This is a genomic window from Bacillus sp. G402 (genome assembly GCF_051172515.1).
Lineage (GTDB): Bacteria > Bacillota > Bacilli > Bacillales > Bacillaceae > Bacillus > Bacillus altitudinis.
This window is the reverse complement of the sequence record NZ_JBPIZC010000001.1, coordinates 388743-407524: the sequence shown is the minus strand read 5'-3', so window position 1 is coordinate 407524 and position 18782 is coordinate 388743. Positions and strand designations below refer to the sequence as shown.

The following is an 18782-nucleotide window of genomic DNA, read 5'->3' as shown; positions in this document are numbered from 1 at the left end:
CTCCGTTGTTACATACATTTTAACAAAAAGCCGAATCGAATCATAAAAGTTGGCCTTTTTCATGCGATTACGCGTAAGAATGAAGCCCCGCAATCACTAGGTTGACAAAGATAAGGTTAAACATAATGATCGCAAATCCGATTACAGCAAGCCAAGCGGACTTTTCACCATGCCAGCCTCGTGATAACCGAAGGTGGAGATAGGCGGCGTAAAATAAAAATGTAATTAAAGCCCATACTTCCTTCGGGTCCCATCCCCAGAATCTCGTCCATGCAATTTGTGCCCAGATCATCGCAAAAATAAGACCGCCTAACGCAAATACAGGGAAACCAATGGAAACAGCCCTGTATCCAATTTCATCGACTAAATCGAGATTCACCTGTCTTACGAGCGGCTGAAGCAGCGCACTTAGTCGTTTGCGAATGATCAATCTTAGCAGTCCATAAATAATCAGCCCAACGCCAAATGACCACAGCACTGTATTCACCTTTCTACCTGAAAAAACAGGCGGCAGATCAACCGCAGGCTCTAAACGATCTTTTGTGATAAGTTCTCCTTTATGAGGTCCTACTAAAGCAGGAAGCTCATAGACCATGACGCTCTCTTCTTTATTTTTATCTACCCAATTAAATTTCGCTTCATACCCTGTCATTCTAAAGATGGACGTGACAGCGATAAATACAAGGGTGACCACAATCATAAACATGACCAGCTCTAAGCCAAAGGTTTTCTTCCCCGGTTTTGTTTGATCGACATGCTTCAAAAGAAAAATCACACCTGCCACAAAACTGATCGCTAAAATGGCTTGACCAAGCGCTGCTGTCGTGACGTGAATATATAGCCAATTACTTTGAAGCGAAGGAATCAGCGGTGAAATATCCGATGGAAACATGCTTGCATAAGCAATGATTAATAAAGCGATTGGAAGTGTGAATAAACCTAGCACAGACACTTGATAGACAAAATATAAAATAATAAATGCGAGCACCAGCATCATGCCAAAGGCTGTGGTGAATTCAAACAGATTACTGACTGGTGCGTGACCAGACGCGATCCACCTTGAAATAAAATAGCCAAATTGACTCAAAAAACCAATGATGGTGAGCGTTATGCCGATAAGTGCCGCCTTATTTTTGCGCGGACCCTCTTCTTTCTTTTTTCCTTTAATGGCCCCTCCAAAAAAAGGAACTGCCGCTAAATAAAATAGAAAAGCTGCAAATAACAGGTTTTCACTGACTGCCGCCATCTAATCCTTCCCCCTTGCTTTTGCTGATACTTGTTGTATCAGGCAGTTCTTTTTGATCCACTGGCTGTTTGATGCCACTGCCGTGCAGTAACACCTTGAGATCAGACTTTAAGCCGAACCAGTTTTTGTTTGTATGTCCTGCCACAAATACTTTTCCATCCTTTACCGACAGCCAGATTCTTCTATGCTGCCAGTACATCCCTTGTACGACACCAATCATAAAGATGATTCCGCCAACAATAAGTACCCAGAGTGTTAAGTCTTTTCGAACCGTTAAACCTGTCACGTTTTTTGTTTCAACCCGGTCAAATTTCATTTTATAAAGATTGTTATCAGAACCCTCTACTGTCTCTTGAATCGCGACAAAACTTTTTTCACCTTTTGGTTTTTCAGGAGAGGTCATTTCAAATACGAACGCAGGATTATTCGGATTCCTCGTTTTCGTACTAGGTGTGCCATCTTCGTCAAAATAAAAATCAGGCAAATAACTCATCACCTTGACTTTGTAACCGCTACCAAGATCATATTCTGACTTAGGCTCCAGCAGATTAATCTTCACTGTTCCGAAAGATTTCTCAGTATCTTTTCGAATCAGCTGAAAGACCATTTGATCGAGTTCATTTTGTTTAAAATCCACTTGATATAATGAGAAATTGTCAAACTTAAGCGGTTCATTCACTTTAATATCGTGTTCTGTTACCTGCTTTAGCTTTGGCTTTTCACCAAATACAACTTCCCCTTCACGTTTGTATAAAACGGCATCGGTTTTATAACTTTTGACGACTTGACCATCGCCAGCCTTTTCAATCGCATTTTCAAAGACTTCTTTTTCTTTTTCAGATTCATAGCGGTCAATTGAAAACGCATTATTCTTTAAGAAGTATTGACCTCCCGTCCCTGGGATTGGTGCCGTTTCGCCTTCTCTTACCCATAATGTTTCATCCACGTACATTCCCGGGACAAACCGAAGCATGGAGCCCATGAGAAATATAATTAATCCAATATGATTGACGTAAGGTCCCCAGCGGGAAAAGCGGCCTTTTTCAGCTAAAATATGTCCATCTTCTTCTCGTACGCGGTAACGCTTTTGTTTCATCTTACTAAGGATGCCTTCATATGTATGTTGATCTAATGTTTGATTTGTTTCACTGAAAAGACGCTGCCTTCTCATAAAACCTTCTTTTTTGACAACCCCTTGATTTTTGAGTGCACGATAAAGTGGAATCACTCGATCAAGGCTGCAAATCACAAGGGAAATTCCGATAGATGCGACAAGGGCTAAAAACCACCAAGAATTATAAAGATCATGGAATCCAAGGATGTAATATAACTTGCCAAACGACCCATATTGCTCCTCATAATAAGTGGAAGCTGATGCACCTGGCGGAATAAACCGCTCCTGCGGAAAAATAGTTCCTAGCGAAGAAGCTAACAGTGTGATGACAATGAGCCACACACCCACTTTTACGGAAGAAAAAAAGTTCCATACTTTATCAACAATCGTTTTGTTGTATGTTTGCGAGCGTCTTGCACTGCCGTCATATCTCATATCAAGCAGCTTTGATGAATTTTTCTCTTTTGCTGCAATGGTATTCCCGCATGATTCACATAGAACAGTACCGATTGGATTAATATGTCCACACTCGCACTTTACCTCTTTCATTCTATGACCCCTTTGGTTTAATCAAATTCATATATTCATAGACATTACGTTCTGTCATCGTCCCCTTTATGACTTTGATTACTTTGCCTTCAGGATTAATTAAAAATGTGGTTGGCAGCGGCGTAATATCATATGCCTCTGTCACTTGACGATCTTTGTCCATGGCAACAGGAAAATTCACGCCATAAGCATCCATAAAATTCTTCACAGCAATATTGGATTCCCCCACATTCACGGCAACAATTTCGACACCGCGATCCTTGAACACTTCATACTGATTTGCCATATAAGGGAATTCCTGCTTACATGGACCGCACCATGTACCCCAAAAATTGAGAAAGACGCCTTTGCCTTTTAAGTCCTTTAGTTCAATCCGTTCCCCATCTACCGATTGAAGGACAAAGTTAGGCGCAATAGATCCTTCTTTGATTTGATCCTGTTTGGCAAATACTGAGTTATACATCGTATAACATAGTGCAGCAAGCATCACGAGGAGAATGCCCGTCCGTATGAAAAATCGTCTTTTCTTCATCTGAAGTACCCCTTCCCCATAGACATTCAGGTAAATTATAGCATTCTCCTTCTTTTGATGCTTCTTCATTTTTTGAAGTTTATGTGAAAATTAAAAAGCGCTTTTCCCATGATCCGCAATCGCTCTCAGACGTTTTACTTCATGCGGCGTCAATTCTCTGCGATCTCCTGGTCTCATGCCTTCAATATGAAGGAAAGCATATTGCTCTCTTTTGAGTTTTAAAACGTCGTGGCCGATTGCTTCAAACATGCGGCGAACCTGTCTGTTTCTGCCTTCATGAATGGTTAATTGCACAATACAAGTTTGCTTTCGTTTATCAATCGAGAGCATTTTGGCACGGGCAGGTGCTGTTTTTTTATGGTCTAACATGATTCCTTTTTCTAACTTTCTAAGCAATTCTTTTGAAGGGATGCCTTTTAGTTTCGCTGCATACGTTTTATCAATTTGATATTTCGGATGCATGAGCTTATGGGCAAATTCGCCATCATTTGTAATCAAAATTAAACCGCTCGTATCATAATCCAACCGGCCGATTGGATACAGACGCTGCGGAACATCATCAAAGAAGTCTGTCACGACTTTGCGTCCTTTATCATCCTCGGCAGCTGAAATGACGCCGCGCGGTTTATAAAGCATAAAGTAAACCGGTTCTTCTCTTTCAAGCTTTAAGCCATTGACTTCAATTTTATCTGAAGAGCCCACCTTTACTCCGAGCTCTGTCACTGTTTCACCATTAACGGTAACTCGTCCTTCTTTAATTAATTCTTCAGCCTTTCGTCTAGAAGCGACGCCGGCATGGGCAATTACTTTCTGTAAACGTTCCATTTGTCTTTCACCTCATGTACTATCTTACTTGCTTGGCTTGAAACAAACAAGCATTCGTGGAAAAATAAGCGTTTCATCTGTCTAATTTCAACAAAAAAGCTGTTTTCCATCCATGAAATAAAAAAAGCACCTGATTAGGCGCCGCTAAATAACAAACTGACGATAATAATCGATGCAATGATCCCAATCAGGTCTGCAAGCAGCCCCACTTTCAGTGCATCTCCCATTTTTTTAATACCAACTGCTCCAAAATAGACGGTTAAAATATAAAGGGTCGTATCCGTTGACCCTTGCATAACGGCGGCAAGCTTGCCGATAAAAGAATCTGGACCATAAGTCGCAATTAAGTCTGATGTCATACCAAGCGCCGCTGTTCCTGATATAGGACGAATAAGCGCAAGCGGCACCACTTCTGTAGGAACACCAATCGCTGTAAACACAGGTTTTAATAACTCCATGACAAAATCAAGTGCACCTGATGCTCGGAAAATTGTAATGGCGACTAGCATACCGACTAAATATGGAATGATTGAAAAGGCAATTTGAATGCCTTCTTTCCCGCCTTCTACAAATGTTTCGTACGTGGGTACTTTTTTAATCGTCCCTGCAATCAATATTCCTGCGATGATCAGTGGAATCAAAGCAAGTGACAGCCAGTTAATAAATGCCACAAGATCACCCCCGCCTGCTTCTGCGATAGTGGAAATAGCGATCAATCATAATCGCACCGATACCTGAAATAAGTGTCGCCAAAATGGTTGGGCCTACAATATCTGTTGGCTGATCTGCGCCATAGGTCATACGAATGGCAATGACAGTCGTTGGCACAAGTGTGATAGAAGATGTATTGACTGCTAAAAAAGTGATCATAGACCGGCTCGCCTCATTTTTTCCCCCATTTAATACTTTCATCTGCTCCATCGCCTTAATCCCAAGTGGAGTGGCAGCATTGCCAAGGCCAAAGAAATTTGCCATGAGATTGGACAAAATATACCCCATCGCTGGATGATTCGCAGGAATCTCAGGAAATAGCTTTGAGATAAAGGGCCGGCATAATTTACTAAAGAAATGTAACAACCCCGCTTCTTCTGCGATCTTCATCAATCCTAGCCAGAATACAAGAACACTAATCAACCCAATTGAAATGGTGACCGCTTCTTTTGATCCTTTAAAGACCGCTTCATTCACTTCATGCATCGTTCCGTTAAACATTGCATAGACAAGACCGATGACCGTGAGGAATACCCAGATCAGATTGACCATGAAGATCCGCCTATCGATGTCTGAAAGACAGACTTAAACATTTCTTGAAAGCTTTTTTGAGGCATTCGGTTGTGTTTGTTTTCATAAAAAATCGGGACTTGCTCAATCACCTGACCATCGAGTAAGAACGTCATTTTCCCTACTACATCTGGGATCGCTTCTTTGTTTTTCTCCCATTTCTTTTCAGGCGTCAGCATTTCCGTTTCGATTTCCACTAGTTTTTTCTCATCCTCATTTAGAAAATAGTCCACATCCCGCTTAATAAACGCTTTTTTTTCGTAAAAAGTCCCTTTTAACGAAGCGAGCCTGCCTTTTTCAGCAAGCACATACGTTTTATAGTGATCAAATGCATACTCAAACATTGAGATATGATCCTTCCAATCATCCGGTGCATTAATCGTCACAGCAATGAGCGCAGCATCTCCTTTTGCAGCTGTGGAGACAAGTGTGCGTTTTGCAAGTTTTGTATATCCTGTCTTCCCTCCAGTCGAATATTGATACAAACCAGTGAGCAGCTTGTTTTTATTTTTCCAATAACCTTCGATTGTTTTTGCTTTATAAAAGGTGGTACCGGCAATTTTTTGATATTGCTGATGCTTCATGGCGTACTTCGTTAAGATCGCCATATCATAAGCTGATGAATAATGGTTTTTATGATCATCGAGTCCATGCGGATTTTGAAAATTTGTATTCTCCATGCCTAGTTCAGAGGCCTTTTGGTTCATCATAAAAATAAAGCCTTCTAAGCTACCACCAACATGTTCTGCAATGGCAACAGCTGCATCATTTCCAGAGCGCAGCATGAGCCCGTATGTCAAGTCTTCTAAACTCACCTTCTGTCCTTCCTTTAAATAAATCGAAGAACCTTCCGCTTGAATCGCACGTTTTGACACTTTGACCATGTCGTTCATTTTTCCTGATTCAATGGCTAATACAGCCGTCATAATTTTTGTGATACTGGCGATTCTTCTTTTTTCGTGCTCGTCCTTTCCAAATAGGACTCTGCCTGACTGTCCATCTATTAAAATGGCGCTTCTCGCACTCACCGATAATGAAATGTCTGCTTGAGCGTGTGAGGAAAAAGGCAGTAAGAGTGTCAATAGAAGAAGGACTGCTGTTCCAATTTTTAAATAGGGCATGTTCATTCACGTCCTTGTCCGTTTTGTACAAGTGTATGCGCGGCTGAAAAAGTTATGATGCCTCGTCCATAAAAAAAAGCAACTCTCATGTGAGAGTTGCCTTGTCTTCTTTATACCATTTTCATTTGCTGATGAGATGTTGTATATTCCAGCTCTTCTCTCATCGTTAAAAAATCTTTTTCTAATGAAGAAAACAAACGTTTGACCTCAGCCGATACTTCATAATGGAAAACAATGCAGCTTTTTCCTGTGTAGGCTGAGCGGCTATCTTCATACCATGTATCCTTTTTTGGTGTAAAAAATTCTTCAATACATTGATGATAAATACGATGAAGCGTCTGCTGTGCGGCTTGCTGCGGGAATGTCTGCTGCTGCCCGATTTTCCTGCAAACCGCCGCGGCATCCTCGCTATAAACTGCAAGCTTCCGCAATGTACTTAATATGTCACAATAATAGGCTTCCGCTTCCGGGTTTAATCGTTTCAAGCTTGATAAGGTAGCTTCGTTCAGAAAATCATTCACTTCAACTGCAACCTTTGATAAAAAAACGCCTGCTTGATCAACTTGAGCCTTTACATTCATATGTGCCATTTGTTTCGTGTTTACCTTCCCCTCATGGCTTTGTCACCATTTTATCTTTCAAACAAAGGTTTTAGACCTAAAATCTCTGTTATATTTTATCATACATTTTTCCTTATTTTGAACTATTTTATCTCTTCAAATGTTTGATTGAAGTTTTCAAAAAAGAGATCAGCCTCTTCTTGCACCCCATCTGCTTCCACATTCTCTGGAAGTGGCGGTAATTCATCTAAGGCTTTTAAACCAAATTGCTCTAAAAAGGTAGGTGTTGTCCCATAAAGGATCGCTCGTCCCGGTCCATCGGCACGTCCTACTTCACAGAGCAGTGCTTTGGCCACTAAACTATGCAGCACTCGTTCTGATTTAACGCCTCTGATCTCCTCGACTTCGCTGCGTGTAATCGGTTGTTTATACGAGACAATGGCGAGCACTTCTAGCGCTGCCTGTGACAAACCTTTAGATGGTGTCTCTACTAATTTTTTTAAATATACGCTGTATTCTTTTTTCGTCAGCAGCATATATGAATCTGCATATTCAATAAGCTCAATCCCTCGTTCTTGTTTTTGATATTCTTCCTTTACGGCAGACATAATATCAAGCAACGCTGCCTCATCAACTTCAAGAACAGACATGAGCTGTTTTCTTGTTAAGCCTTCGTCACCTGCTGCATATAGCAGCGCTTCTAAGATGGCTTTCCAATTCACGATATCAAGCGTCATGAATCGTTTCACTCCCTATGATATAAATATCTTCAAAGTTTCCTTCCTGCTCCAGCATGATTTGATGGCTTTTCATCAATTCGAGAACAGCAAGAAACGTCACGACAAGGTGTTCCTTTTGATCATGTTGAAATAAAGTCATGAAATTGGTCCGCTTTTTTGTTTTTCTTAAATGGTTCATAATCTCATTCATTTTGTCTTCAATCGGGATTTCTTGTCTTGTAATCTTTGATGGTGCTGGTTTTGTTATTTTTTTGCGGTTCAATACCTTTTGGAACGCACCTAACATATCATACACCGTGACGTGTAAGTTTGTGTCCTTCGCTTCTGCTTCTTTTGCAAATTCACTTAAATCACTTGGTGGTTTTGTGAAGGCGTTTTGCCGCTCTTCTTCACGTTCCTTCAGTTCTTGCGCTGCATTTTTATACTTGCGGTATTCAATTAATTTGCCAATCAGCTCATCACGAGGGTCCTCTTCTTCTTCCATCAGGTCTTCATCAAACAGCTCTTCCTCTTGTTTTGGAAGAAGCATTCTGCTTTTAATGCTGAGGAGAGTTGCAGCCATCACCAAATACTCACTTGCAACATCAAGTTCAAGCTCCCTCATCGTGTGGACATATAATAAATACTGCTCCGTAATTTTAGCGACGGGAATATCATAAATATCAATTTCCAAACGGTTAATTAAATGTAAAAGCAAGTCCAAAGGACCCTCAAACGAATCTATTTTCACCTGATATTCCAGCATTCTTTTCTCACCATTTCTACTGTCTTCTAAGTACCGTTTTCATCGGCTAACCTTTAGTATAAGACACGATAAAGCTCTCGTCCAATATAATTTCGACCATGAGGCAGCAGGCAAAAAAAGAAAAACAGTGGATTCGCCCATACCAATGAGGGCATTTATACATAGAATACCATTGTAATCAGAACTGATGAAAAAGGAGGCCGTAACATTATGGGAGATGGTTATTACTTCGGCGGAGGATTTGCGCTTATTGTTGTGCTGTTCATCTTGCTGATCATCGTTGGCGCGGCTTGGGTTTATTAAAGAAACAGAGCGTCCTTTCATAAAGGGGCGCTCTTTCTTCTTTTCTTTTCGGTATGTTAGACTGATAGTGGAAAAGGAGTTGACCGCTGTGTATCCTAAAGCGTACGTGGCTTTTTTACATGAATTTCATACGACAAGAGATTATTTTGAGTGTCATGAAATTCTTGAAGAATTTTGGAAAGAAGATCCTCCTCATCAGCGCAAAAAGTACTGGGTGGGTCTCATTCAGCTTGCTGTTGCTTTGTATCATCAAAGACGAGGGAATGGAAAAGGAGCAAAACGGCTGATTTCAAACAGCCTTCATATATTAGATTCGGACCGGAACATACTAACAGAATTAGGTCTTGATGAAGAGGCATTTCTTTTGCTGCTGAGAACACTGAAAAAGAAAATCGATGAAGACATGCCCTACGAAAGTGTGATGCTGCCAATCCGAGATGAAACGCTTCTTTCTTTATGCCAAGAGATGGCCCAAAAAGAAGGCTTAACCTTCGGACAGGAGAGCAACTTATCCCATACATTCTTAATTGAAAAGCATAGACTGCGTGATCGGACGGACGTATTGCTTGAACGTGAAAAGCAGATGGAACGTAAAAAAAGCAGAGGCATATAACCTCTGCTTCAGCGTGTAGGCAAACCCTCGCATTCGGTGTCAGTCCTGCGTGCCGGTGCTCACGAATATCGAATTCGCTCCGCTCCAGTACTCGTCCTTCCTAGACTGCAAAGGTTTTCTATCACGCTGAAAAAAAAGAAGACAAAGGGCTAAAATCAAGTTCATTTTAGCCCTTTGTCAACAATCTAAAGCAGAGGCATATAACCTCTGCTTTTACATGTGTGATATTTAGTTTGTTTCACTGTGACACTTATGAAAGAAGCCTTGCGTTAATTCATTTGGAATGAGTGTTTTCGTTTTGAATACTTCTTCCACGGCTAATACCATTTCCTTGCCGATGCCTTGGTCACGATGGGACGGATTGACACTAATATGTTCGATTTGTACTTGGTCGTCTGTTTTCAGCACACCAATCGCACCGACGATATCCTCACCATCTTTCCAAAGGAACAGCTGCCGATCTTCATCCATTTCATACGACTTTATCGTCTGCTGAAGCTGTTTGACGTCTTTCTCACCCGGCATAAAGGACAGGAGTCCCATGGCAATTTTTTCAAAAGACCTCTTGTAACGAATTAACATATATACCCCTCAATATTAAAATTATCCTATTTTCCAGCAAATGTCTTATGAATCACTTGCTCATCACACATTATAAACACTTTTAGGTTGTTTTTAAACTCTTTTTCATCAAATTAACGAAACGTTCGATTTAGGTTGGCCATTTCAATAGCAGCTGCAGCCGATTCACTGCCTTTATTTCCAGCCTTTGTACCGGCTCTTTCAATGGCTTGTTCAATAGATTCTGTTGTCAGTACACCAAAGATAATCGGCACCCCTGTTGAGATGGCACTTTGTGCGATTCCTTTAGCCGCTTCATTACAAACATAATCGTAATGTGATGTTGCCCCGCGAATCACGGTTCCAAGTGTAATGACTGCATCATATTTTTTTGTTTCTGCTAGTTTTTTTGCCATATACGGAATTTCAAAAGCCCCCGGCACCCACACGACATCAATATCGTCACCGTTTGCTCCGTGTCTAAGCAATGTATCTTCTGCTCCGTCTAGTAGTTTGCTTGTAATAAAATCATTAAATCTAGCGACGACGATTCCAAACTTTAATCCTTCTGCTACTACATTCCCTTGTATTGTATTCATATGTTCATCATCCTTTTTTGTGATTTTTATTTTGTTTTCATTGTCGTTGTTTGCTTGTTTATATATGCCTGCAATGCTTCAATCGTTAGCATCTTTAAATCGTGTTCTTTTTGAATTTTTTGCAGTTCGGGTACGCGGGCCATGGTTCCATCTGCATTCATAATTTCACATATGACACCCGCTGGCACTGAACCCGCAAGTTTAGCAAGATCAATGGCCGCTTCTGTATGACCTGGTCTTTCTACTACGCCTCCCTCTTTCGCAATAAGAGGGAAAACATGACCTGGGCGGGCAAAATCTTCTGGTTTTGACTCTTTATTTAACATGGCCAAAATGGTCGTTGAGCGCTCAAAAGCACTTATACCAGTTGTTGTTGACGTATGGTCGATGCTTACTGTAAATGCTGTATGATGTGCATCCGTATTTCGCTCGACCATAGGATGCAGATCCAAGTGTTTTGCAATCGAAGCATGAACTGGTGTGCAAATAAGACCTCTTCCATGTAAAGCCATGAAGTTAATGACTTCCGGCGTTGCATGCTCAGCAAGTGCCACAAAGTCTCCTTCATTTTCTCTGTCTTCATCATCTACTACGATAATGATTTCTCCTCGTTTCAGGGCATTTACTGCCTCATCAACTGAATGATACATACAATCGCCTCCTAGAATCCGTGCTCTTTTAAAAATGATGGGGTTAATCGTGATGGCTGCTTTTCGTTTTGCTCTTTTGTTAAAAAGCGATAAATGTATTTACCGATCATGTCACATTCAATATTTACTACATCCCCCATAGATTTAGTCGGGAAAATAGTTCCTTCAAGCGTATGTGGAATGATAGAAACTGTCACGTGAGCATCTCGCAAATCGAAAATAGTCAAGCTGACGCCGTCTATTGCGATCGATCCCTTTTTTGTAAGCATATCTGTGAGGGTCTTGTCCATTTTCAAATCATAGTAAATGGCATTACTCTTCTTTTCTACATGGGTAATCACAGCCGTTCCATCAACATGGCCTGAAACAAAATGACCGCCGAATCGTCCATTTGATGACATCGCTCGCTCTAAATTCACTTGGCTACCTGGTGCAAGCTGATCAAGTGATGTCGCTTTGACCGTCTCAGGCATCACATCTGCCGCAAACTGTTCTTTTGTGAAGCTTGTGACAGTGAGACAAACGCCATTGATGGCGATACTATCGCCTAGGTGAACATCTTCTAGTACACGACTGCACTTGATGATGATTTCCATGGCATCTGCGGACCTTTTGATCAATGACTGGACTGTACCCACTTCTTCAATAATCCCCGTAAACATGTGATCCTCCCTTTCTCTTTCTTTTGTATTTCTCACTTTATGAAAAAGCGATGTTTGGGACATGTGATCGATTGAACACCTTCGTCGCTTTTTATGGTCCATACAAGGTAAATGAGGGATCACCTAATAAACACTGCATGCGATGACTATATTGACATACAGAAAGCCCCGGAAAAATTCCGGGGCTGTGGTTTTTTTGCATTAGAAATAAAACTATGATCAACACTTATTTTTTGTTCATACATAGCTTTCGTTATCCTTCTCCCATCCAGACTTTCACTGTCGGCTTCAGCTTCTCACTGAATCAACCGTTAATAAATTAACGGGTCACGGGCTGTAAAGCATTTGCTTTATTACCGTCGGTCGGGATTTTCACCCTGCCCCGAAGGATACAATCGATATTTAGCTGTCCTTAGGGGCTATTATAGCGATCCTTGTGGTCAAATGCAACAATCAAGATTTATTCACCTGTTCATAAAAAAAGCCTCCTTATAGGAAAGGAGACTTGTTAATTGACGACTTTTACTACTTTTATAAGACCGTCTATTCTTTTTTCATTACTAAAGTATGCTTTAATACGATCGCCTTTTTTCAGATCGGCCACATCATCTTCAAATTTCTTTCCATTAAAAATGATTTTCGTGCCATTTTTGGCTTGACCGTAATACTCATCACCATCAATTTTTGTAATGGTATATTCATAGATTGTGTAATCTTTGTCATTATTCGTTAAGCTTTCGCCGATGGCTGTTGGCACATCTTCAATTTTCATACCATTCATGTATAAATAACCTGCGCCTAAACAAAGCAGTAAAACAAATAAGATTGCGATTTTTAATTTGATTTTCCCCATATTTAGAACCTCCATCATCTGCACTTCGCCTATTTGTATGTTCTATTCCTTCTTTTGATGAAATAAAACCAAAAAAGCTGATTTTCATTAATGGTTACTTATATAACGATTCAAATGGACTTTTGGTTCCACCTTTTCATCATTACATATGATACGAATATGCGTTCTTTATTAAGGGGGTCTTTTTTCCTCTTTATCTGTTAGCAGGGTGAATAAGATAGACGAGCTTTTTGATTATATTCTTTTCTCTAGTGCGAATAGATCTTCCTCTAACAATTGAGATCTTTGAACAGCGATATTTCGGCTGTCACGAACCCCTTGATTATAATAGTAGCTTCCAAGATGTTTTGTGATAAATTCTAATATATTGATGGCTGCTAATTCACCAATCTCCTCTTCTCGTTCTTCGGCAAAGTAACGCTGAATAGCAATCATCATCTGGTTTTTTTCTTCTTTTGTTAATGGTTTCAAAGTATCTCCTGCTTTCTTTCAGCATGATCACACGCTTTTTAGATGTGCACTTTCACTTATTTTTAGAGCTGCATATGGTGACACTCACGAATACGAATGTTTGTTCTCTTATCATATCACAAAAACGTGTCCATCACACCCTAAAAGAAAAAGCGTGTTTTAATCAATTGATCAAAATACGCTTTCTTTATATAGACTATTTATTTCAATATGGATAGGATCGTCGCCACAGAATGATCTACAAATGAACGCTCTGGGCGAGATTTCATGAGAACTGTAAGTCCAATAAAAGAAACAACCAATGCCTGTGCTAAGGCTTTGGCATTCAGACTGCTTTCGAGCTCACCCGAGCGAATACCTTGTACAATTTTTTCTTCAAAAATGACCGAAAGATACATCTGATGCTCTCTTGTGAGAATTTCAAATTTCTCTTCGTGGGGGGCAAGCTCGACTATTGTATTGATGCAGAAGCACCCTTTACTCGGCCCATGTCCATATTCCTCTTCTACTAATTCAGCAAATAATGTATGAAATGCTTCCTTTGCAGATAGATTGTTTTGAAGTTTGGTTCGAATGTGGGCAGCATGCTGAGTTGTATATTTGCGTAATGCTGCTTCAAACAATTCCTCTTTATCACCGAACGCTGAGTATAAGCTTGGCCGCTGTATTCCCATTTTTGCAGTTAAGTCGCTTAATGTAGTGGCTCTGTACCCCTTCTCCCAAAAAAGCAACAGGGCCTCATCCAACGCTTTTTCCTCATCAAATTCCCGTTGTCGAACCATTATCAACCCTCATTTCTATCATAAAAATCTCTTCACTAAATCAATCATCTATTTCTTATAACGTTTTTTACTCATCGGTATATTATCATTTTATTTTATTGACATATCATTGTCAAATTGACTAGATCTTCACTACATCATCTTGACTTTAAAACGTTTCTCTGGTTATCCTTAACAGGAATCATTTTATACCGATCAGTATATTATACTTTTTAGTACAAAAGGAGCTGATGACATGCATGAAAAAAGAAAAAATGAATGCCGTTGAACATTCTGATCTGGAAACGACTCATTTACAAATAACCACCCGATCAACGATGACTCGCAATATGGCTCTACTGTTTTCGACAGCCTCCGGGATGGCAGTTGCAAACATATACTTTGCACAGCCATTATTAGACTCCCTCGCATCCGAGTTTGGTATCAGCTATTCATCCGTTGGTATGGTCATTACGATTACTCAGCTTTGTTATGCGCTAGGACTGATACTGATCGTACCACTTGGTGATCTGTTCAACCAACGGCGACTCATCGTAGCTCAAATGCTAGTATCCGTATTATCTCTCATTCTAGTCGGTATCGCCCCTACCGCCACCGTCCTGTTCATAGGACTAGCTGCGGTGGGACTGCTTGCTGTAGTCACTCAGGTACTCGTAGCATTCGCAGCGACATGGGCCGCTCCTGAAGAACGCGGCCGCATAGTAGGCTTGGTTCAAAGTGGAATTGTGATTGGTATTCTTCTCGCACGAACGTTTGCTGGTGTACTAAGCGATCTCGCCGGCTGGAGATCAGTCTATCTCGTTTCCGGCGTGATGATGCTGATCATAACTGGGGTGTTGTACCGGTATCTTCCTCGTGCTGAGAGCAAGAGAGTCTCCATATCCTATGTGAACTTGCTCGCTTCAATGTTTATATTGTTCAGACAAGAACGAATTCTACGTATTCGTAGCGTACTGGGTTTTCTGATCTTTGTTGTGTTTGGCACGCTGTGGACTTCACTTGTGCTGCCTCTCAGCACTACGCCATACAATCTGTCACATACGGCGATTGGTGCATTTGGCCTTGCTGGAGTTGCCGGAGCATTAGGTGCCGCTCGAGCTGGAAGCCTTGCTGATCGAGGCTTAGGACAGTTAACAACGTGCATCGCCCTTGTCCTATTACTCTTTTCATGGTGTTTTATTTTTTTCACTGAATATTCCCTCATTTTATTAATCGTTGGTATCGTCATTCTTGACCTATCTGTGCAGGCCGTTCATGTGACCAATCAAAGTATGATTTTCACAGTCCGGCCTGAGGCGAGAAGCCGGCTGACTGCTGCTTATATGATTTTTTATTCCCTCGGCAGTGCGCTCGGTTCTATTGTATCAACTAACATATACGCAAACGCTGGCTGGAATGGGGTATGTCTATTTGGAGCCTCTATCAGCGCCTTAGCCCTTTTATATTGGATGATCACCTACCGCTTCACGGCACAGATCACAGGAACATCAGATTTAAAATAAAAAACACCGCAATTAAGCGGTGTTAATGGATTAAGCATCGACAACTTCGACTTTTTCCATCCCTTGACCTTGTTCCATGTCAAGAACAGCCTCGATACCAGATGTTACTTTACCAAAAACAGTGTGAACACCGTTTAAGTGCGGCTGTGGGTCATGTACGATAAAGAATTGGCTGCCGCCAGTGTCTTTACCAGCGTGTGCCATTGATAATGAACCTCTCTCGTGCTGATGAGGGTTTCCTTCTGTTTCACATTTAATTGTGTAACCAGGTCCTCCAGTTCCATTACCGTTTGGATCGCCGCCTTGGCTTACGAACCCAGGGATCACGCGGTGGAATTTCAATCCATCGTAGAAGCCTTCATTCGCTAATTTTTCAAAGTTTGCTACTGTACCTGGAGCAGCCTCTGGGTAAAGTTCAAACTCAATTTTCTTTCCATTCGTTAATTGTATGTATCCTTTTTTCGCCATTTTTCACATTCTCCTTTCAGGTTAAACAACGCTCATTATAGCACATTTTCGGTCATGTTAAACATCCCCTGCTTACCTAATGTGATTTACCTCTTTTGCCAACATTGATAAAATAAAAGAGCTTGATCCTTTTCTCCTAAGGAAATGATCACAGACTGATCAAAACACTTCATCATATTGGAGGTTTCAAACATCTTTAAAAGATAATTGAAACGTCAGACTGATTTGTTACGTCTATATGATGGAGTACGATTCAAATCATGTACTCAAAAGATGAGTTTCTCACCATCGAGAAACGCTTTCGACTTGAAGGAGGTCAACATGTTTAAAAAAACAATGCTTGGTATGATGGCAGCGCTCCTTTTACTGATTGGTGCGCCAAAAGTCAGCTTAGCGGATGCAGCTGTCGGCGATGTCATCGTCACACTCGGGCAAGACTTAACACCGGCTGATCGCCAGAAGGTGCTTGACGAGTTGAATCCACCTGAAAATGCGACAAAAATTGAAGTAACCAATAAAGAAGAGCATGAATATTTAGGAAAGTATATCCCTCGTTCTTCTATCGGGACGAGAGCATTATCATCTTCATCCATCACCATTGAAAAATCAGGTACGGGTCTGACTGTGGATACACATAACATTAAGACCATTACAGATGAGATGTATTTAAATGCTTTAATGACCGCAGGCGTGAAAGATGCAAAGGTTGTCGTGACGGCGCCGTTTGAAGTATCTGGTACAGCAGCACTGACAGGTCTATTAAAAGCCTATGAAGTGTCAAGCGACAAAGCCATTCCTGAAGATGTGAAACAGGTGGCAAACGAAGAGCTTGTAACAACATCGAAACTTGGAGACTCTATTGGAAAAGACAATGCTTCTGCTCTGATTGCAAAAATCAAAGATGACATTGCCAAAAACGGAGTTCCTAAAACAACAAAAGAAGTGGAAGAAAAAGTAGATCAAGCCGCTTCTGATTTGAACTTAAATCTAACGCAGGACCAAAAAGATCAACTTGTCTCTCTCTTCGATAAAATGAAAAATATCAATATCGATTGGAAACAAGTCGGATCTCAAATTGATAAAGCAAAAGACAAGATTACAAAATTCATAGAATCAGATGAAGGGAAAAACCTTCTACAGAAGATTTGGGATTTCTTTGTCTCTATTTGGAACGCGATCGTCTCTGTATTTACTGGTGGAAAATAAATGTCATAGAAAAAGCTGCCTGATGATCAGGCAGCTTTTTTTAAGTCGATGATTTCACTTTTGATTGATAAGGTAAATCCAATTTGACAATGTCCTCATATGTCTCACGCTCAACGACAAGCTGCGCTTCCCCATCTTCTACAAATACTACAGCCGGGCGCGGGATGCGGTTATAGTTGTTTGACATGCTGTAGCCATAAGCTCCTGTACAAAAGACAGCTAATAAGTCTCCCTGTGATAACTCTGGCAGATCAATATCCCAAATGAGCATATCTCCACTCTCACAGCATTTCCCTGCAATGGACACCGTTTGATCATGCGTTTGGCTCATTTTATTGGCGCTCGCTGCTTCATATTTTGCTTGATATAAAGCAGGTCGAATGTTATCACTCATTCCGCCGTCAATGGCTACATAATCGCGAATTCCAGGTACATGTTTGGATGAGCCGATCGTATAAAGAGTGGTTCCCGCATCTCCAACAAGTGAGCGGCCTGGCTCAATCCAAATTTCAGGCATCTCAAATTCATAGCGGGCTACATTTTCTTTCACCGCTTGAATAATTTTCTCCACATATTCAGTCGCAGGCAGTGGCTCATCCTCTTCTGTATAACGGATACCAAAACCTCCGCCTAAGTTCAGCACTGTGGAAATAAAGCCAAATGATTCTCTCCATTCATCTAGCTTCAAGAAAATCTTATCTGCCGCAAGGACAAAACCAGCCGTATCAAAAATTTGTGAGCCGATATGACAATGAACACCTAAGAGCTCGATCACTTCTGATTCAAGTACTTGTTTGACTGCTTCGTCTGCTTGTCCATTATGAAGATCAAAACCGAATTTTGAATCTTCTTGACCTGTTGTAATATAGTCATGCGTATGTGCTTCAACACCCGGCGTGATGCGGAGGAGTACTTTCACCTGTTTTGACAGCTCTTGACCAAGCTGTTCAATGAGGTTGATTTCATAAAAATTATCAACAACAATACAGCCGATTCCATGCGCTAATGCCATCTTTAATTCTTCTCTGCTTTTGTTGTTACCATGGAAATGAATTTTTTCTACTGGAAACCCGGCACAAATGGCTGTGTGCAGCTCCCCGCCTGAAACGACATCAAGTGATAAGCCTTCTTCTTTTGCCAGTTGGAACATGGCAATAGAAGAAAACGCCTTACTCGCATATGCCACCTGAGCTTTTAGTTCTTCTTCAATAAATGCTTTCTGAAAGCTTTTTGCACGCTCCCGTATTAAAGCCACATCATATACATAAAGTGGTGTCCCATACGTTTCAGCTAAAGAAACGGCATCAACACCACCAATTTCTAAATGTCCGAGTTCATTTTGTCTGCAAGTGCCGTGTAAATACAATGTCATTCCCTCTTTCTCCGCCTCGGCTGAAAA

23 protein-coding genes and 1 riboswitch are annotated in these 18782 nt (G+C 40.9%); of the genes, 4 read left to right on the top strand and 19 right to left on the bottom strand.

Going from position 1 to position 18782, the window contains the following annotated elements; all coding sequences use genetic code 11:
* Positions 1-67 precede the first annotated feature (67 nt).
* From ccsB to ACSBQP_RS02185, 10 genes are all read right to left on the bottom strand, one after another.
* Positions 68-1246: a c-type cytochrome biogenesis protein CcsB gene (gene ccsB, locus ACSBQP_RS02230; RefSeq protein WP_435028149.1), complete on the bottom strand. Its 1179-nt coding sequence runs from the start codon at positions 1244-1246 to the stop codon at positions 68-70.
* Positions 1230-2909, bottom strand: coding sequence for a cytochrome c biogenesis protein ResB (resB, locus tag ACSBQP_RS02225; protein ID WP_435028148.1), 1680 nt, complete (start codon positions 2907-2909; stop codon positions 1230-1232). The genes ccsB and resB overlap by 17 nt, the downstream gene beginning before the upstream one ends.
* Before the next feature lies 1 nt (position 2910).
* Positions 2911-3441 carry a thiol-disulfide oxidoreductase ResA gene (gene resA / locus ACSBQP_RS02220; RefSeq protein WP_017359780.1) on the bottom strand — a complete coding sequence of 177 codons (531 nt, stop codon included), beginning with the start codon at positions 3439-3441 and terminating at the stop codon, positions 2911-2913.
* A 90-nt stretch (positions 3442-3531) separates the two neighbouring features.
* Complete coding sequence (gene rluB / locus ACSBQP_RS02215) at positions 3532-4266, bottom strand: 23S rRNA pseudouridine(2605) synthase RluB (RefSeq protein WP_008344472.1); 735 nt, start codon at positions 4264-4266, stop codon at positions 3532-3534.
* Between the two features lie 134 nt (positions 4267-4400).
* The gene (locus tag ACSBQP_RS02210) at positions 4401-4937 is read right to left on the bottom strand and encodes a spore maturation protein (protein ID WP_017359781.1); all 537 of its coding nucleotides are present in this window, start codon (positions 4935-4937) and stop codon (positions 4401-4403) included.
* Between the two features lie 4 nt (positions 4938-4941).
* Positions 4942-5529: a nucleoside recognition domain-containing protein gene (locus tag ACSBQP_RS02205; protein ID WP_008344468.1), complete on the bottom strand. Its 588-nt coding sequence runs from the start codon at positions 5527-5529 to the stop codon at positions 4942-4944.
* Positions 5517-6668, bottom strand: coding sequence for a D-alanyl-D-alanine carboxypeptidase family protein (locus tag ACSBQP_RS02200; RefSeq protein ID WP_212047037.1), 1152 nt, complete (start codon positions 6666-6668; stop codon positions 5517-5519). The genes ACSBQP_RS02205 and ACSBQP_RS02200 overlap by 13 nt, the downstream gene beginning before the upstream one ends.
* Positions 6669-6778: 110 nt before the next feature.
* Positions 6779-7258 (bottom strand): YpuI family protein, encoded by a 480-nt coding sequence (locus ACSBQP_RS02195; protein WP_435028147.1) that lies wholly within the window; start codon positions 7256-7258, stop codon positions 6779-6781.
* Positions 7259-7371: 113 nt separating this feature from the next.
* Positions 7372-7965 carry an SMC-Scp complex subunit ScpB gene (scpB, locus tag ACSBQP_RS02190; protein WP_008344462.1) on the bottom strand — a complete coding sequence of 198 codons (594 nt, stop codon included), beginning with the start codon at positions 7963-7965 and terminating at the stop codon, positions 7372-7374.
* Complete coding sequence (locus tag ACSBQP_RS02185; protein WP_007501021.1) at positions 7955-8713, bottom strand: segregation/condensation protein A; 759 nt, start codon at positions 8711-8713, stop codon at positions 7955-7957. The genes scpB and ACSBQP_RS02185 overlap by 11 nt, the downstream gene beginning before the upstream one ends.
* A gap of 210 nt (positions 8714-8923) precedes the next feature.
* On the opposite strand from ACSBQP_RS02185, the gene ACSBQP_RS02180 reads away from it, so the two are divergent.
* Positions 8924-9016 (top strand): YjcZ family sporulation protein, encoded by a 93-nt coding sequence (locus ACSBQP_RS02180; protein ID WP_008359694.1) that lies wholly within the window; start codon positions 8924-8926, stop codon positions 9014-9016.
* A gap of 88 nt (positions 9017-9104) precedes the next feature.
* Positions 9105-9629: a DUF309 domain-containing protein gene (locus ACSBQP_RS02175; protein ID WP_017359784.1), complete on the top strand. Its 525-nt coding sequence runs from the start codon at positions 9105-9107 to the stop codon at positions 9627-9629.
* Between the two features lie 228 nt (positions 9630-9857).
* Here ACSBQP_RS02175 and ACSBQP_RS02170 read toward each other — a convergent pair whose 3' ends face one another.
* The 7 genes from ACSBQP_RS02170 to ACSBQP_RS02140 form a co-directional block, all read right to left on the bottom strand.
* A complete protein-coding gene (locus ACSBQP_RS02170) occupies positions 9858-10211 on the bottom strand; it encodes a GNAT family N-acetyltransferase (protein ID WP_008344455.1) in 354 nt (117 codons plus the stop codon).
* 113 nt (positions 10212-10324) lie between these two features.
* Positions 10325-10789 carry a 6,7-dimethyl-8-ribityllumazine synthase gene (ribH, locus tag ACSBQP_RS02165; protein ID WP_007501031.1) on the bottom strand — a complete coding sequence of 155 codons (465 nt, stop codon included), beginning with the start codon at positions 10787-10789 and terminating at the stop codon, positions 10325-10327.
* Between the two features lie 26 nt (positions 10790-10815).
* A complete protein-coding gene (gene ribB, locus ACSBQP_RS02160) occupies positions 10816-11439 on the bottom strand; it encodes a 3,4-dihydroxy-2-butanone-4-phosphate synthase (protein WP_080934044.1) in 624 nt (207 codons plus the stop codon).
* 11 nt (positions 11440-11450) lie between these two features.
* Complete coding sequence (gene ribE, locus ACSBQP_RS02155; RefSeq protein WP_435028146.1) at positions 11451-12101, bottom strand: riboflavin synthase; 651 nt, start codon at positions 12099-12101, stop codon at positions 11451-11453.
* 252 nt (positions 12102-12353) lie between these two features.
* Positions 12354-12495, bottom strand: a riboswitch (FMN riboswitch).
* 114 nt (positions 12496-12609) lie between these two features.
* Positions 12610-12954: a hypothetical protein gene (locus tag ACSBQP_RS02150; protein WP_008344451.1), complete on the bottom strand. Its 345-nt coding sequence runs from the start codon at positions 12952-12954 to the stop codon at positions 12610-12612.
* A 234-nt stretch (positions 12955-13188) separates the two neighbouring features.
* Positions 13189-13425 carry a DUF2164 domain-containing protein gene (locus ACSBQP_RS02145; protein ID WP_017359788.1) on the bottom strand — a complete coding sequence of 79 codons (237 nt, stop codon included), beginning with the start codon at positions 13423-13425 and terminating at the stop codon, positions 13189-13191.
* A gap of 200 nt (positions 13426-13625) precedes the next feature.
* On the bottom strand, positions 13626-14207 hold the full coding sequence (locus ACSBQP_RS02140) for a TetR/AcrR family transcriptional regulator (RefSeq protein ID WP_017367527.1): 582 nt from the start codon (positions 14205-14207) through the stop codon (positions 13626-13628).
* A gap of 239 nt (positions 14208-14446) precedes the next feature.
* Here ACSBQP_RS02140 and ACSBQP_RS02135 point away from each other — a divergent pair, with 239 nt between their 5' ends.
* The gene (locus tag ACSBQP_RS02135; protein WP_435028310.1) at positions 14447-15709 is read left to right on the top strand and encodes an MFS transporter; all 1263 of its coding nucleotides are present in this window, start codon (positions 14447-14449) and stop codon (positions 15707-15709) included.
* 30 nt (positions 15710-15739) lie between these two features.
* On the opposite strand, the gene ACSBQP_RS02130 is transcribed toward ACSBQP_RS02135, so the two are convergent.
* Positions 15740-16177 (bottom strand): peptidylprolyl isomerase, encoded by a 438-nt coding sequence (locus ACSBQP_RS02130; protein WP_008359679.1) that lies wholly within the window; start codon positions 16175-16177, stop codon positions 15740-15742.
* A 321-nt stretch (positions 16178-16498) separates the two neighbouring features.
* Between ACSBQP_RS02130 and ACSBQP_RS02125 the strand changes: the two genes are divergently transcribed.
* On the top strand, positions 16499-17383 hold the full coding sequence (locus tag ACSBQP_RS02125; protein ID WP_008344446.1) for a DUF1002 domain-containing protein: 885 nt from the start codon (positions 16499-16501) through the stop codon (positions 17381-17383).
* 40 nt (positions 17384-17423) lie between these two features.
* Here the strand turns inward: ACSBQP_RS02125 and lysA are convergent, their stop codons facing one another.
* Positions 17424-18749 (bottom strand): diaminopimelate decarboxylase, encoded by a 1326-nt coding sequence (gene lysA, locus ACSBQP_RS02120; protein WP_025207565.1) that lies wholly within the window; start codon positions 18747-18749, stop codon positions 17424-17426.
* Positions 18750-18782 lie beyond the last annotated feature (33 nt).

Coding starts and splice junctions, on each gene's coding strand:
- ccsB (WP_435028149.1), bottom strand. CDS start 1,246: ATGGCGGCAGTCAGTGAAAACCTGTTATTTGCAGCTTTTCTATTTTAT.
- resB (WP_435028148.1), bottom strand. CDS start 2,909: ATGAAAGAGGTAAAGTGCGAGTGTGGACATATTAATCCAATCGGTACT.
- resA (WP_017359780.1), bottom strand. CDS start 3,441: ATGAAGAAAAGACGATTTTTCATACGGACGGGCATTCTCCTCGTGATG.
- rluB (WP_008344472.1), bottom strand. CDS start 4,266: ATGGAACGTTTACAGAAAGTAATTGCCCATGCCGGCGTCGCTTCTAGA.
- ACSBQP_RS02205 (WP_008344468.1), bottom strand. CDS start 5,529: ATGGTCAATCTGATCTGGGTATTCCTCACGGTCATCGGTCTTGTCTAT.
- ACSBQP_RS02200 (WP_212047037.1), bottom strand. CDS start 6,668: ATGCCCTATTTAAAAATTGGAACAGCAGTCCTTCTTCTATTGACACTC.
- ACSBQP_RS02195 (WP_435028147.1), bottom strand. CDS start 7,258: ATGGCACATATGAATGTAAAGGCTCAAGTTGATCAAGCAGGCGTTTTT.
- scpB (WP_008344462.1), bottom strand. CDS start 7,965: ATGACGCTTGATATCGTGAATTGGAAAGCCATCTTAGAAGCGCTGCTA.
- ACSBQP_RS02185 (WP_007501021.1), bottom strand. CDS start 8,713: ATGCTGGAATATCAGGTGAAAATAGATTCGTTTGAGGGTCCTTTGGAC.
- ACSBQP_RS02180 (WP_008359694.1), top strand. CDS start 8,924: ATGGGAGATGGTTATTACTTCGGCGGAGGATTTGCGCTTATTGTTGTG.
- ACSBQP_RS02170 (WP_008344455.1), bottom strand. CDS start 10,211: ATGTTAATTCGTTACAAGAGGTCTTTTGAAAAAATTGCCATGGGACTC.
- ribH (WP_007501031.1), bottom strand. CDS start 10,789: ATGAATACAATACAAGGGAATGTAGTAGCAGAAGGATTAAAGTTTGGA.
- ribB (WP_080934044.1), bottom strand. CDS start 11,439: ATGTATCATTCAGTTGATGAGGCAGTAAATGCCCTGAAACGAGGAGAA.
- ribE (WP_435028146.1), bottom strand. CDS start 12,101: ATGTTTACGGGGATTATTGAAGAAGTGGGTACAGTCCAGTCATTGATC.
- ACSBQP_RS02150 (WP_008344451.1), bottom strand. CDS start 12,954: ATGGGGAAAATCAAATTAAAAATCGCAATCTTATTTGTTTTACTGCTT.
- ACSBQP_RS02140 (WP_017367527.1), bottom strand. CDS start 14,207: ATGGTTCGACAACGGGAATTTGATGAGGAAAAAGCGTTGGATGAGGCC.
- ACSBQP_RS02135 (WP_435028310.1), top strand. CDS start 14,447: ATGAAAAAAGAAAAAATGAATGCCGTTGAACATTCTGATCTGGAAACG.
- ACSBQP_RS02130 (WP_008359679.1), bottom strand. CDS start 16,177: ATGGCGAAAAAAGGATACATACAATTAACGAATGGAAAGAAAATTGAG.
- ACSBQP_RS02125 (WP_008344446.1), top strand. CDS start 16,499: ATGTTTAAAAAAACAATGCTTGGTATGATGGCAGCGCTCCTTTTACTG.